Source organism: Lacrimispora xylanolytica, assembly GCF_026723765.1.
GTDB lineage: Bacteria > Bacillota > Clostridia > Lachnospirales > Lachnospiraceae > Lacrimispora > Lacrimispora xylanolytica.
On record NZ_CP113524.1, the window covers coordinates 2,923,828 to 2,938,520 of the forward strand.

Below are 14,693 nucleotides of genomic sequence, written 5' to 3' on the forward strand. Positions count from 1 at the left end.
TAATTGTATCAATAACAAGAGTGCTGTTTATTCGTTTCCCCATATGGAATTCTATTGTTTTTATATGTTAATTCTAACAATTTTCCTACGAAAGCGGCAATGTGACCGTAAACTCTACGATATCATTTTCACTGTGTGCGGTTATGGTCCCATGATGAAGGGATATTATTTCTTTCGCAATGGCAAGTCCAAGACCGGCCCCTCCGTTGTTTGTACCGCGTGATGAGTCCAGGCGATAGAATTGTTCAAACACCCTTTCCAGTTTTTCCTTTGGAATTGTATTTCCATGATTTAGAAACTTTATGGTCGTATGGGCGCTTGTTTGTGTTACGCTAATCTCAATCACCGTTCGTTCAAAGCTGTAAAATACAGCATTTCTAAGCAAATTATCGAATACACGCTGTATTTTGTCTGCATCACATCTCACTGTTATATTGGGAGAAATGCTGTATTTGCATTCCAATTTTTTCTCTAACAGCATTGGTTTAAACTCAAAGATAAGTTGCTCTAATAATCGGGTTACGTTCACATTGCTATACTGAAGTTCAATGCCTGACAGGTTGAATCTTGTAATTTCAAAAAACTCATTGATTAAGTCCTCCAGACGTTCCGCTTTGTTAAGGGAAATGGACAAGTACTTAATCCGTAGTTCCTCCGATATTTTAGTTTCATCACGCAGCAAGGTAAGGTATCCAATCACCGAGGTGAGGGGTGTTTTTAAGTCGTGAGCCAAATACACAATTAAATCATTTTTTCTTTGCTCTGCGTCCTTTGCAAGCTGCGCATTGCGCAAAGCCATTTCCCGCACCTGATTCAGTTCATCCTGAACCGTTTTCAAAACATCTGGAAGTATAATCTGTTCTGTAGTGGGGGCTGCAAGCTTTTCAGATGCAGTGATAATGTGATCAAGATAAGAAAGCGGCTTTTTTACAAAAAGATAGGTGATATAAAACCAGCCTGCCATCATTGGAATTCCTAAAAAAACTACAATATAATCCCTTACAAACCTGAGAATTTCATAAAATGGATTATATCGATACCACGAAATACTGGATACAAATAAATACGCTATAAATGAAAAGAGAAGAAAAGCAACAAAGAAGAAACCTAAGGCTATAAAATATTGCAGGGCAATACTTCTGCTTATCTGGCTTTTATAATTTGATCTGGACCTTGATGATTTACTCAATGGTATAGCCGACCCCCCATACAGTTTTAATGATTTTAGGATTCTTTGCTGGCTCCTTTAATTTTTCTCTCAGTCTTCCGATATGGGCCATGACCGTATTGTTATTATCCAGGTATTTTTCTCCCCAGACTGCTTCAAAAAGTTCCTCTGATGATATTACCTTGCCTCTATTGTCACACAGATACCAGAGAATTGAAAATTCTATGGGTGTAAGTGTAACCTCCTTATTAAACAGTTTACATCTATGGGTTACTCTATTAATGATCAGACCATTGATATCGATTTCGTCCTTCTCTATACTTAAGGATTCTCTGGAGTTGTTGTTATATTTGACATAGCGGCGTAGCTGGGTCTTTACTCTTGCCAGGACCTCTAAAGGATTAAAAGGCTTTGTGATATAATCGTCTGCTCCTAAGGTAAGACCCATGATTTTATCCGTATCTTCACTCTTAGCAGTCAGCATAATGACGGGATAAAAATAGTTTTCTCTGATTTTTTGGCATATACGAAAACCATCCATACCAGGCAGCATAACATCTAAAATAGCCATATCCAGCTTATTCGATTCAATGCATTTAAACGCTTCTAATCCATCATAGTATTTATATACCGTATAGCCATCATTTTTAAGATATACCTCTAGCAGATCAGCTATTTCTTTTTCATCATCAACAATTAAAATGGATTCATTCATATGATGTTTCTTCCTCCTTATGATTCCTCATGGTATGAATGCCTGCTATCCTTTATTATAGCCAAAGAATCCCTAAGAGTATCCTGGTAGATATGTAACATTAAAAAAGCCCTGGGCTGTGCCAAGGGCTTACGATCGATCAAATCATATCAGGCGCATCATAAGCTGTCTGTTAAATTGCCTGATAAGGACGTATTATCCGGCGGTGTGAGTTCATACATAATGGGACCGCTGAACAGAGTGCCTGTCAGCTGATCAAGTTTAGGTGTATAGAAAAAGGCTTCCATCATAGCATCAAAAAGGCAATCTGCCGCAATGCCTCCTGCAAACGCTCCAACCAGTCCCCCAAGTATACCGCCTATCACAGTTCCCAGATCTCCCATGATCCAGCCAAAAAGCAAAGTACCTCCCACTTCTCCTAAAAGGCCTCCTCCGAAGGCTCCTCCCACACTTACCAGAATCTCTGCTCCTGCTTGGTTTTTATCCTGTGCCTCTACCAATTGCCAGGTGATAACTCCCAGTGTGAAAACAATTAAGGCAGTACCAAAATACCTCATATATGACAAAATCTGAAGTTGATCCTTCCCTGCATACCTCACCACATACGACTCCAGGTTAAAATCCTTATCTTTTATAAAATCATCATAAGTTTTTTTCTTGTAGGCAGCTGTATTTCCCCATACATCTGAAGTTTTATTCGCCCATTTTTTAATAGAATCATTGATCATATCATAGAGGTCCTCATTAGGATCTATAATCTCACTACTGAAAAAAGGGTTTTTATATGTCCCGGTTTTAGAATCGTATTCAAATAAATCAATAGAATTATTTATTTTGCTTAGATATTCAGCCCTAAGCTTAAAATTTTTAATGGTTTCATAGGAAAATATAATTCCTGCTCTGGCTGCCTGCCATATATTCTGTACCTGCAAGTTGTCTTTGCCTGAGCTCCCGGACTGTTGTTTTTCCATTTGCAGCAGATTGTTAGCTTCTTCATAGGCCTTAGCACAATTCATCAAATCATTCATCTGCGCCTGTGGTTTGCTGTAGCGGAACCGTTCTATGGTGTTCACTTCATTGTTATGCAGAGCATCAATTAAGGCTTGAGTGTCATCAAAATCTAAGGTATAGTTCATTTTCTATCCATCCCTTTCTCAATTCAGGGTCATATGATCAGGCCTTTCTGGTAACCGTATATTGGGCGATGGGAGACGTAGCCGACCCTATCATGGAGCTGACAGAAAACGTGCCGTTATCAGCATTAGAACTAATTCCTGACGATGTCAGCTTGCTTTCCACTTCACTCCACGACTGTACCCCTGGCCAGTGATCTTTTCCTTGAACATCAACATAAGAACTGTTGCTTCCGATATACGGATTATCCCAAGCGAATAAAAAGTCTGAGCCTGAATCTCCTCTAAAAACCACGCATCCTACTGAGCCAGTAAAGATTCCTGCCTTTACATGCAAAAATACGCTGTATTCTCCATTGGCTATCGTTGTATCAAAGGGATATTTTTCAGTCTCACCTGACCAGTTCCTATTGGCCTGATACCTTAGTGTCTCTCCGCTGGCATTGAATATCATTACCAAAGTGCTGGCCCCTTGTCCATACTCATTCTTCATGGCATTGACAGCCTTTGTAGCTGCCATCTGAAGCGAATCTCCTCTGGAATCGGTTGCCGTCAGCTGCTGCATGGCTACCTTGGATAAAATAAGCGGTGTTATATTTGGTTCTTTTACATATTGCGGATAACTTTTTACCACATCACTATTAACTTCACTTCCAATTATCATTTTGTATCCCCCTTGTTTTTTGATAATATAAAGTATGCGATACTAGTCCCAGTGGTGTGTGATATCCCTTGTATGCAAAACCCCAGTCAGCCACCTCGCCGTTTGGTCGTATCAATTCCTAAAAGCTTTCCCAGATTACCCCCAAAAATTTTACGTTTATCCTCGTCTGTAAGCGGCAGATAACCATATTTCCACTGAAGCTCCTCTGGTATCTGGAAATCCAACAGTCCCACGGATGCCGCACCGATCTGAGCACCGTAACCGGCACTGTCTGTTCCCCAGATGATTCGGTCAGGACCCACAAAGCGAATTGCCTCTCCAAGAATATGGGCGAACTTATACGGAGCAGTCAGCGCCCATGGTACAAGCAGACTCAGGCACAAATAGACATTGGGATGACCAAGCGCTACCATGTTAAGCGCATCGGAATAGGGATATCCCATGTGAAATGCTACAATTTTAAGTTGCGGGAAATCTCTTGCAACATCATCAAGCTGTGTGGGGTGGCAGTATTTGCTCTTTCCCGGCGGAACCCAGGAAAATCCGGTATGCATGCACAGAACCGCCCCCAATTCCTCGGCACGTTTGTAAAATGGCCACAGCTCTGGATCGTTAATATATGTATCCTCAGGGGAATAATATTTAAAAATCTTAGCCCCTTTCTCCATCCAGTATTCCATCTCCCATATGGCATTTTTAACCCCCCGCTGCTTAATGGGTGATAGGTTTGGCTCGATAATGAAACGGTCAGGGTGAGTCTGTACTGCCTTCCACGCATCACCGTTGGTGCACCAGCGGCTGGAATATCCCGTCGTATCCATCATGGACTCCGGCAGCAGACATGCAACATCAACTCCATACTTATCCATAGCCCGAAGTATATTCTCAGGATCTGTACTCTTTGTCATCTCCCACGGCTCGATCATATTCAGAAGATGATCCGGTGCACCCTGTAAGGTTGGTCGCATAATGCCATCAATGGCGCGCCACCACATCTGAACGCCGGGGAAATGGTTCACAGGGCCCATATCGCCGATGATATGGCATTCTGGATCAATTTTAAAGAAGCCGTCTTCCCATACATTGTGATTCATAAGTGAAACTCCTTTCCTTAGATCAGTGGTAAGTTCTTGCTTTTTTCCATAAACTTCTGGGCTTTGACATCCATGAGACCATCTTTTTTCCAAAGGTCTGGATAATACTTCTCAAAACCAGCCGTCGGATTGACGGAGCAGCGAATCCATCGGTTTTCAAACAGGTTCATGTAGCACTGCTGACAGCGTACACATTTGACAATATCACTTTCACGGCCTTCTTTCACCTTTGCAGGCCAGCAGGGATCGGCGATGGATTGACGTCCCAAGGATATGATGTCAGTTTTTCCGGAGGCAATCGCCTTTGCAGCTGTTTCAGGATTCGTAAAGCTTGGAGTTATTATGGGAAGTCCGCCGGATGCTGTTTTAAACCCTGGCGCCCATTTTGTAAAGTCATCTTCCCCATCCGGGGCAAAGCCAGCGCCCAGATTTTCATATCCGCCCTGAGATACATTGAAATAATTAGCTCCTGCCTCCGTAAACAGCTTAACAAATGCGCACGCTTCCTCATGGGTCAGCCCCTCTGGCATTAACTCGTCACCAGACAAACGACATCCTAACACCTTATCAGGGCCAACTTTCTTACGCACACGCTCTATTATGTTTGTGACAACACGGCCGCGGTTTTCTATACTTCCGCCATAGAAGTCGGCTCTCTGATTGGAACGGCCTGACAAGAACTGATGCAGCAGATACCCGTGAGGGGTGTGAAGCTCCACACCATCGTAGCCAAGATCGTAGCATGCGCACACCGCTTCCACCATAAAGTCCTCAAGCTGTTCAATCTCATGTATCGTCAGTTCACGAGGGGTATGTCCACAGATAATGTGGTAATATTCCGGTGCCTTTTCCTGAAACATCTTAAGGATAAGAGGTTTGATTGCTTCGTATTCGTCATCGCTTAAGCTTTTGATTTTATCGTAATCCCAAATTTCCGGAGGAAATGAGATTCCAGCCTGTTTCGTAATACGGGTAAATTGCCGAAACCAGCCTTTGGTGATGTTACGTAAGTCAATGGCAAGAGGCACTGGACTTGGGGCGCCTGAAGCAATGCCATTTTCATCTGGGTGTCCCTGCCGTCCCCAACCGGGAGAAACCTGAATGAATACCTTTGCCCCCTTATAGGAATGGATGACCTCCGCCATCTGGCTAAGCTGACGGTATTTCTTCTGACTGTCCACAAGCAGCGGATTCAGGCTGTCACTGCCCCGCCATGGAAAGGGATTTGCTACCACACATTCGGTGATAATCAGACCAAATCCGCCCCTTGCCCGAGCCGCATACCAGGCATTAGACTGTTCGCTGGCATATCCTTCCGGCCCTGTATAGCCCATGTTCATGGGGGACATGGCAATACGGTTTTTGAGTTCAACGTTACCAATCTGAATTGGTTCAAATAATACATCAGTGCTCATAAAATAACTCCTTTCAGTATCTTGGATTGTTACAGATGATAAATAATTGACATCTGTTACTATATCCATTATACTTTCAAGGAGTGTAAATACAACGCTCAATATGTAGGCAAATGTATCTTAATTGACAAAGGTATGGAACCTGTTTCCGAAAAGAGGAGCTGTGAATCGAATGGACTTACGGATACAAAAAACTTATATGGCGCTGACAAGCACCTTTTTTGAGTTATTGGAAGAAAAACGATTTGAGGATATTACTGTTAACGAACTGTGTAAACGGGCAATGGTACGACGTGCCACATTTTACAAGCATTTTGGTGACAAATATGAGTTCTTCACATTTTTCATCCGGGAAATTCAGGAGGAGTTTGATCGGGAAATCGCAGACAGCCCGGATATTAACACACCCATTGACTTTTATATCAATATCGTCCACCGGGTCATGAGGTTTATGAAGGAAAAAGACAAGCTCTTACAATCCTTGCTTAAGAGCGACTGTTTACCGGCTTTGCTACGAATCCTATCGGAACAGGTGGAATTTGATATACTTCAAAAGCTTAAAACTGATGCAGAAAATGGGCATAAGCTCATTGCTGATCCGGAAGTAATGGCACATTTCTTTACCGGCGCCATACTTGAGACCTTGCAGTGGTGGCTGACGCAGAAAAAGCCACTGCCGCAAGAAAGAATAGAAGAACAGATTTTATCCATGATGAGGGCGGTCTATATGTCCGTAAATGTTGGCTGAAGATTTTAGAGAGCAAAGCTCCTTGTATGTAAGCGTTCTGCTGTAAATTCTATTGTACTAATTATATTTTTACTAAAAAGTGATTCAATAGTATTTAGGATATTAATATCAAGTTAATTCTATTTGAACTTTTCAGTATTTCAACAATGGTTAGAATGTAGATTTATTCATAAGCAGAATTGATTTTACAAGAAAGCAAATATATAATAGCAAGTGTTGGTATTCCTAATCATAATCTATATAGAAATAAGACATGACCAATTATTATATGAGGTGAAAAAGATGAAAAAAACTGTTTTTTTATGCATATGTCTATCCGCTGGTATCCTGTTAAGCGGCTGCCAAAAAGAAACTGCGCCAACCAGCAAGACCATGGAACCTACGGTTGAAACTACAACAAGCGAGGCCGCTTCATCAAAAAATGAAACGCAAGAAAGCACGGAATCTGCTCCTGTCAAAGGGAATGTGCAATTATTTGAAGGCACCTATTTCGATGAAGGTGTTTACAAATATGTAGATATTCCAGCGCCAGAATCTCCTTTTGTTTATTGTGAAATTATGATCAGCAACATTACTGATACCTCTTTTGATTTTACTATTAATGAAAGAGTTATGGCGACTGATGAGAGCAGGGTTATCTTCCCAACCAGTACCGCTTATTTCACTGGAGACGGTACCGAAGCCACCTATCATGGCGGGGACCAGACCTTTCATTTTGATTTTCCCCATGACCAGGCACTTTATCCCATCATCCGTGATATGAAGGTCACTGGCTTTTCTAAGTTAGAAGGAAATAATTATATTAATAACAACATCCCTGGACATGAGGCCGGATAAATCCGCGCCTTTCAGGTAGAATGTGACAGTTGGGTATTTGCGTTACTTGTCACATGGAAAAATGATTTAAAGCGTGATTATGTATATTATAGACCTGTCTTAAACTATAGTTTGTCATTTCACTGATTTCTTCCCATGTATAACCTGAGATGTACTTTAATAAAAGTACATCTTTTTCTATTTCTGATTCCATACGGCTCACATTTTTTACGATTCTTTTGCATATTTGATTCTTTTCCCACAGCTGCTTTCTAAAACAAGAGAATACCTCCGTCATTCTTAACTCCCCTTGATCTGTTTCATTATCACCGGACAGAACAGATAGGGATTGATCTTGCTCCTCTTTAAGACGAGTCAATAATTGTTCCAATGTCTTTATCGATACATTGAGTGCCTGATATGATTGTAAGAAGGCTTTTTTCTTCTCCTTTTTTTCTATCTCACCATTCATTAAGTAATCCTCCTTAAAGGTATTTACCTGGTAAAAAGAAGAATGGGTATGTTTTGTAAACCACAATTCATTTTAACCTCTTTCATATGCTTTAAACCATTGCATTGTATTGCATGCGACAATGGTTGTAACATTCAGTTATAGAAAACACGGATCCAATTTTCTGTAACAAAAATATTTTAATGGGAGGTTTTTAAAATGGGAAAAATTGAAACTGCTACTCAATGGATGATTCATCTTGCTAATGATGACACACACGGATATGATCAGGAAAACAGATGGGGGCCTGACTACGATTGTTCTTCTGCTATCATCACCGCGTGGCAAAATGCAGGAGTACCTGTAAAAAGCAATGGAGCTGGGGCTACCGGTACGATGTACAAACCTTTTCTTAACTGTGGGTTTTCAGACGTTACCTCTAAAATCACACTATCTTCCGGCAAAGGATTAGCATATGGCGATGTACTCCTAAGAACTGGAAGCAGCGGACATACTGCCATGTTTATAGGAAACAGTCAAATCGTACATGCCAGCAAGAATGAAAATGGAACTACTACCGGAGGAAAAACTGGCGATCAGACGGGAAAAGAAATTTGTACCCGTTCTTACTACAACAGCCCATGGACTTATGTACTAAGATATACAGAGGGAGGCGGCGGTACAACTGGAGACAGTACCATAAGGAGTTTTCAGACGTGGCTCAATAACAACTATTCCTCTGGATTGACCCCGGATGGTATCTATGGATCAAATACCAAGACAGCGGCCACAAAAGCTTATCAAAAAGTTCTTGGCGTGACTGCTGACGGCATTTTCGGTGCAAATTCAAAGGCAGCAGTAAAAACCTTAAAATCCGGCAGTACAGGAAATGCCGTTTACCTCCTACAGGGAATGCTCTATTGCCGGGGATTTAATCCCAATGGGGTAGATGGAACCTTCGGTTCTGGAACAACAGCCGCTGTAAAGAGTTTTCAGTCAAGTAAAGGGCTTACAGCAGATGGTCTCGCAGGCGCCGATACGATGTATGCGCTTTACAATTAATATTGGCACAGTCAGAATGTTGGAGGTGTACTTAAACAGCGCACTTCCAACATTCTTTTTGCTGCGTCTAAAGATATCTTTGTCTTCAAATTAATGTAAGAAGTTATTCCTTGTAGCCCTCTATCCACTTATGGTATACTTTTTTCTATAAAATAAGGAATTAAATAAGGTTGAAATCTCATTAACAGGAAAAGGATGTGTTTTATTGAATCGGATTATTACTCTATTTATAATTTCACTGATAGGCAGTTTCGCATTGACAGGATGTAATTGGAATAAAGCCTCAAAAGTATCTAATAAGGAAAAATATTTTGAAGCTACGGTTCTGTCTGTAACTTTAAACAGCCTACTTGTTGAGCCTGCAGAAGGAACGACGGAGAGGAATAGCGCTGACAAAATTGAAATCTCAACATCAAATATAGATGATGAGGACTCTCTTCTATATCTCAGCAAAGCTGCTATAGGAGATAAGATCCGGATTGGATACATGGATGACATAAAAGAGAGCTACCCTGCCAAAATCAATGAAGTATTCCATATCTCCTTGATCGAGTCTGAGCAAAGCACTCAATGGGCCAGAATTCCCATGGTGTTAATAGACGGAAAATTATATTAAGTTTCATAAAAACAGAAAGCAAAGACCGGGAATGATTCGGCTTGCTTTCTGTCTTTATAAAACGATATACTATCTTTTAATTTTTACATGGTATTGGCTTTTTAGGGCATTTGGGTTTAACTGCTCCCGCTATTATAATTGCTTTCTCCTCACAGGCATCTATGCAATCACCACACCCGGAGCATTCTTCCTGGTCGATGATATGGATAAATTTCTTTTTCCCAAGAATGGCATCATCCTCACAAACATCCGAGCATTCATTACAGCCAGTACACAGATCAGGCAGAATATGAAACGTTAAAAACTTCTGGCACACTCCTGCTTTACAGCTTTTCCTTGTGATATGTTCTTCTATCTCACTTTTGAAATGCTCAAGAGCACTCTCCACCGTATTGGCAATGGAAACACCCGCCTCACACAGAGACTGCTGCTGCATCTCATGGCATAATTCTAACATTAGGTCCAGATCGGATATTTTCCCTTTTTTTAAGGTCATATCCGTTAAAAACATGCGTATCTGAAATACACCTTCATGACCAAATAAACATCTTCCACAAGCTTCTTTTCCGTATCTGTCTGCGGTCTTAAGAAGAAAATCCAGCATGCAATCTGTCTCGTTCAGAATTTCAATATAATCCGTGGTTAGTTCCATGGGTTGATTCAACATGGTTTCATTGATAAAGATTCCCATTGGATGACCGAAGTACATTGCCTTAAAATTCCCCTGTACACCAGAGGAAGCCAGTATTTCTGCCGGAGTTGTTATCCTTCCAAAATCAAGAATCCCCTTATTCTCTGCCTTACCTCCAACGTATACGTTCTTTTTCCCGGCATTTAGCAATTCTTCAACCGTTACCACCATGCATTCCCCCACCGTAAATGCATCGTTACGGCATAGTGGAATGGGTTTTTCTCCCTCTGATACCTTTTTTAAGGCAAATAAATTTCCATAAGTAAAACCGGATTTATGACTGGCCTCGATAATTGTCAGGCCCTCAGGTTTATCCCAGCCCCAACCGTCTTTTGGTACTATCAGGTAATGAATATTGGCAGGTTCCCTTAACAACGCTTTTACAATATTTTCTTTATTTTCTTTTAAAAGCTTAGGAGAAACAGGTGCCTCATGATAAGCCGGCACTGCATTGCAAATAATTATATCCATCATCCTTTGTTCCTCCTAATATTCGTTCCAAAGCTTTGGATTTGTTATATTCAGTCTAAGATCACATTGCAGGCAGCGTCCGGCCTCGCATGATGCTTCTCCACAGGTAAAGGGTTGCTCCACTGCAGCAAAGCTTTTTTTCCGCTCCTGAGGTTCCAATCGAGAAGGGGTGAGCCGTTCTAAGTTTCCAAAACCTTCCGTTCTTCCAAGAAACGGATCCGCCATTTCCTTTTTAAGCAGTTCTTCTGAGATATCTCCGTCCCCACCAAGATAACGGTCCATCTCTATGGCAGATTGTCTCCCGGCTGCAATTGCTTCTATCACAGATTTTGTTCCCGTTACCACATCACCGGCCCCAAAAACTCCGGACACGCTGGTAGAAAATGAGCTGTTTACCTTTACATAGGAACCGTGATTCAGCTCGACTCCCAACGTATTCGTCCCATCAGGAGCCTGTCCCACAGCAAAAATCACATGATCCACAGGAATGATTTCCTGGGACCCCTCTACAAGTTTTATCACGGCTTTTCTGTTTTCATCAAAATAAAACTGATCTACTTTTTGAAGCTCTACGCCCTGTACCTTTGTATTTCCTGTAATGCGAAGAAACGAATAGCCGGAATGAAGAATGATTCCTTCGTCCTTTCCCTCCTTGATTTCTTCTGCATCCGCAGTCATGTTATTCTTGCTTTCCAGGCAAGCAATATGCACCTCTTCTGCTCCCAGGCGAAGGGCTGTTCTTGCGCAGTCATAAGCAACATTTCCACCGCCCAGCACCATCACTTTTTTACCAAGATCACCAATCTGGTCTCTTCGTGCATTTTTTAGGAAATCCGTATTAAGAATGACTCCGGAAAGCTTATTTCCCTCCAGAGGCAGCAAGATACCCTTATGGGTACCAATTGCAATCAAAACCGTATCATATCCCTGTTTTAAAAGAACTTCTGGTGCTTCTGACGTAGTATTTACCTTGAGCCTGACGCCTACTTCCAGGATATCACTAATCTCACGGTCCAGAACCTCATCTGGCAGCCGGTAGGAGGGGATGCCATAACGACACTGTCCCCCCGCTTTTTCATTGGCCTCAAAAACGGTTACCTCATGGCCTTTCTTTGCCAGATAATAGGCCGCTGTCAGACCAGCCGGACCGGCTCCGATAATGGCTGCCTTTTTTCCTGTAGGAGCTGCACTCTTTCTGTTTTTCTTCCATTTATCAGAATGTGAGGCAGCAGCGGCTCTTTTTAACTTACAGATAGACAGAGGCTCTCCAAGTTCATTGCGCTTACAGGCTGTTTCACATACGTGATTGCAGATACAACCCAGTGTTTCCGGAAAAGGAAGTTTTTCTCGGATGACGGACGTTGCTTTTTCATAATCTCCCTCTTTTATGTACCTCAAGTACCTGGGAATGTCTGTGTGCGCTGGACATGCCGTCCTGCAAGGAACCACGTGCTCCCCGTAAGACACGTCTTCGCTTATCTGTCCCAAGGCATCCATAATGGAACCGGTAGGGCAAACTTCAATACAGGCCCCACAAAATTTACACCCTGCTTCTATTAAAGAGATGTTACCGTCAGTTCCGATACGAACCCCTTCCTCGGTTGTTTGGAAATCCAGCACCTTCACGCCACGAAGCTCCCGACAGGCACGCACACAGCGTCCGCAACGGACGCATCTGGTAAACAAATGCCTGATCAGGGGATTGCTCTCATCGGTTGGAACTGTTCTGGTCTTCTTTTTCCACCGCTCAGGACCCACACCCAGATATTGATACATGGACTGCAATTCACATTTTCCATACTTTGGACATCCGGTACAGTCTGCCGGATGGGTTGCAAGGATCAGTTCCATTGCCGTCTTTCTGGTTTTTTCTGCTTTGGGTCCATTAACAGTAACCTTCATCCCCTCCTGCACTTTTATCATACAGGAAGGAACTGCCTGATTCATGCCCTCAATTTCTACCGAACACAGACGGCATCCACCTACAGCCTCCAAATCAGGATGTCCGCAAAGATGTGGAATGTATATTCCTGCCCCCAAAGCAGCATTTAAGACAGACATTCCTTCGTTTGCCTCTATCTGCTTATCATTAATTGTTAACCACATATTTCCTCCATTGAACGGATCAGCGCTCCGATTCTAAGACATTAATACTCGACCGCTTCTTCTGCTGCGTTTTCTCCTGCAATTCTTCCACTGTTTAAGCAAAATCCCATTGAATTTCCCGAAAGGATGAATGGGTAACTATCTCCAAAGATATTGCACGCATCTGTACCCACACAATAAAGTCCCGGGATGACCTTTGCCTCTTTGCTCAAAACCTGCGTCTTATGATTAATCTTTACTCCGCCCAAAGTGCCGTAAGCTCCTACATTCTGACGGCAGCAATAAAATGGTCCCTTCTCAATGGGCTGCATATAGGCTCTGTTTTTTTCAAAAATCTCATCAAATCCACCATCGCACATCTCATTGTACTCTTCCACTTGTTTCACAAGCCCCTCCGGATCTATTCCGGCTTTCTCTGCCAATTCTTCTATGGTATCCGCTTGGCAGATGGGTTCGTATCCAGCCGCCAGATCCTTTTCCCACTGATCGTCAAAGTGGTCAAATAAATCGTGAGGATGCACATGAGATATGATATCCGGGCCTTTTTTCTTATATTTCTTTAATAACTTACTGTCAAAAATAGAATACGCTACATACCCTGGCTGGGTGGAAATGGCATTGCCTGTAAAGGTAGTGTTGGCAATCTGGTCTTCCGGCATAAAGCGGTATCCATTACGATTGACCCAGAGACATGGCTGACGAAATGCTCCGTCCAGGATAAAATGATTCATGTTATCTGGAAGCTGGTACATCAGCTCCATGGTACAGGGAGCCTGTCCGGCACCGGCTTCCCATGCCATTTTGATTCCATCTCCCTTCATGCCTGGGATGGCAAAATTAAAGATAGTCTTACCAAATTCATATCCAGTCTGTTCCCGAATCATTTCCGGATTATCCCCAAACCCACCGGTTGCCAGAATCACGGACTTAGCCCTAGCCTCTATTTCTTCTCCAGCTCTGTCTCTGGCAATGACACCTACAGCCTTACCATCTTCCATTATCACTTTTGAAACAGGAGTCTCCATGTAAAATTCAATTCCCAGCTCCTTGGCCCGTTCCGTCATTTTCTTTATCATAGCCGTTGCACAGCGGGGGCCGGGTGCTCCACCGCCTTCTGGTTTTACTACATGCCAGGTAAACTCCCCATCCGAATATGCCCTAGTAGCTTCCGGTGCATTAAACGCCCTTTGTACGCCCAAAAATTCGACTCCCATGTCCATGAGCCATTCAATGGTCTCTCCTGACTTGAAATAGTAATCCCGGACCAGACGCGCATCTACCCGGTAATGGGTATAATACATGTGCTTACGGAATGCTTCGCCAGCTGTCAGGGAAATCATATGCTCCTTCTGTATGGGAGACCCCACCCCAAGAGGTCCCATTCCCATATTGGCAGCGCCGCCCGTTGTATTGGATTTTTCAAACATAATTACTTCCACCCCATTTTCAGCTGCAGAAATGCCTGCTGCCAAACCAGAAAGTCCTGCTGCAACCACAATAACATCTGTCTGTAACTGCTTCATTGAAATACCTCCGTCTTTTC

The 14,693-nt window shown here is 42.5% G+C and carries 14 protein-coding genes; 4 read left to right on the forward strand and 10 right to left on the reverse strand.

The genetic code is table 11. The features are described 5' to 3' along the window. Window positions 1–85: 85 nt before the first annotated feature. The 6 genes from OW255_RS21085 to OW255_RS13745 form a co-directional block, all read right to left on the reverse strand. Window positions 86–1,195, reverse strand: coding sequence for a sensor histidine kinase (locus OW255_RS21085; protein ID WP_416861723.1), 1,110 nt, complete (start codon window positions 1,193–1,195; stop codon window positions 86–88). Then, window positions 1,182–1,883, reverse strand: coding sequence for a VanR-ABDEGLN family response regulator transcription factor (vanR, locus tag OW255_RS13725; RefSeq protein ID WP_268114366.1), 702 nt, complete (start codon window positions 1,881–1,883; stop codon window positions 1,182–1,184). The genes OW255_RS21085 and vanR overlap by 14 nt, the downstream gene beginning before the upstream one ends. A gap of 158 nt (window positions 1,884–2,041) precedes the next feature. After that, window positions 2,042–3,019: a hypothetical protein gene (locus OW255_RS13730; protein WP_268114367.1), complete on the reverse strand. Its 978-nt coding sequence runs from the start codon at window positions 3,017–3,019 to the stop codon at window positions 2,042–2,044. A gap of 37 nt (window positions 3,020–3,056) precedes the next feature. Further along, a complete protein-coding gene (locus OW255_RS13735) occupies window positions 3,057–3,680 on the reverse strand; it encodes a hypothetical protein (protein WP_268114368.1) in 624 nt (207 codons plus the stop codon). 86 nt (window positions 3,681–3,766) lie between these two features. Then, window positions 3,767–4,774: an amidohydrolase family protein gene (locus OW255_RS13740; protein ID WP_268114369.1), complete on the reverse strand. Its 1,008-nt coding sequence runs from the start codon at window positions 4,772–4,774 to the stop codon at window positions 3,767–3,769. 17 nt (window positions 4,775–4,791) lie between these two features. Then, the gene (locus OW255_RS13745) at window positions 4,792–6,189 is read right to left on the reverse strand and encodes an NADH:flavin oxidoreductase (RefSeq protein WP_268114370.1); all 1,398 of its coding nucleotides are present in this window, start codon (window positions 6,187–6,189) and stop codon (window positions 4,792–4,794) included. Between the two features lie 172 nt (window positions 6,190–6,361). On the opposite strand from OW255_RS13745, the gene OW255_RS13750 reads away from it, so the two are divergent. Next, a complete protein-coding gene (locus OW255_RS13750; RefSeq protein ID WP_268114371.1) occupies window positions 6,362–6,937 on the forward strand; it encodes a TetR/AcrR family transcriptional regulator in 576 nt (191 codons plus the stop codon). A 282-nt stretch (window positions 6,938–7,219) separates the two neighbouring features. Continuing rightward, window positions 7,220–7,774 (forward strand): hypothetical protein, encoded by a 555-nt coding sequence (locus OW255_RS13755; RefSeq protein WP_268114372.1) that lies wholly within the window; start codon window positions 7,220–7,222, stop codon window positions 7,772–7,774. A gap of 49 nt (window positions 7,775–7,823) precedes the next feature. On the opposite strand, the gene OW255_RS13760 is transcribed toward OW255_RS13755, so the two are convergent. Beyond that, the gene (locus tag OW255_RS13760; protein WP_268114373.1) at window positions 7,824–8,225 is read right to left on the reverse strand and encodes a sigma-70 RNA polymerase sigma factor region 4 domain-containing protein; all 402 of its coding nucleotides are present in this window, start codon (window positions 8,223–8,225) and stop codon (window positions 7,824–7,826) included. 198 nt (window positions 8,226–8,423) lie between these two features. Here OW255_RS13760 and OW255_RS13765 point away from each other — a divergent pair, with 198 nt between their 5' ends. Both OW255_RS13765 and OW255_RS13770 read left to right on the forward strand, forming a co-directional pair. After that, complete coding sequence (locus tag OW255_RS13765; protein WP_268114374.1) at window positions 8,424–9,266, forward strand: C40 family peptidase; 843 nt, start codon at window positions 8,424–8,426, stop codon at window positions 9,264–9,266. 205 nt (window positions 9,267–9,471) lie between these two features. Continuing rightward, window positions 9,472–9,882 carry a hypothetical protein gene (locus OW255_RS13770; protein ID WP_268114375.1) on the forward strand — a complete coding sequence of 137 codons (411 nt, stop codon included), beginning with the start codon at window positions 9,472–9,474 and terminating at the stop codon, window positions 9,880–9,882. A gap of 76 nt (window positions 9,883–9,958) precedes the next feature. On the opposite strand, the gene OW255_RS13775 is transcribed toward OW255_RS13770, so the two are convergent. Genes OW255_RS13775 through OW255_RS13785 form a run of 3 tightly spaced genes read right to left on the reverse strand, consistent with a single transcriptional unit; the run spans window position 9,959 to window position 14,673 of the window. Beyond that, window positions 9,959–11,047 carry an NADH-ubiquinone oxidoreductase-F iron-sulfur binding region domain-containing protein gene (locus OW255_RS13775; protein WP_268114376.1) on the reverse strand — a complete coding sequence of 363 codons (1,089 nt, stop codon included), beginning with the start codon at window positions 11,045–11,047 and terminating at the stop codon, window positions 9,959–9,961. A 12-nt stretch (window positions 11,048–11,059) separates the two neighbouring features. After that, the gene (locus tag OW255_RS13780) at window positions 11,060–13,150 is read right to left on the reverse strand and encodes an FAD-dependent oxidoreductase (protein ID WP_268114377.1); all 2,091 of its coding nucleotides are present in this window, start codon (window positions 13,148–13,150) and stop codon (window positions 11,060–11,062) included. 41 nt (window positions 13,151–13,191) lie between these two features. Continuing rightward, the gene (locus OW255_RS13785) at window positions 13,192–14,673 is read right to left on the reverse strand and encodes an FAD-dependent oxidoreductase (protein WP_268114378.1); all 1,482 of its coding nucleotides are present in this window, start codon (window positions 14,671–14,673) and stop codon (window positions 13,192–13,194) included. Between the last annotated feature and the right edge of the window lie 20 nt (window positions 14,674–14,693).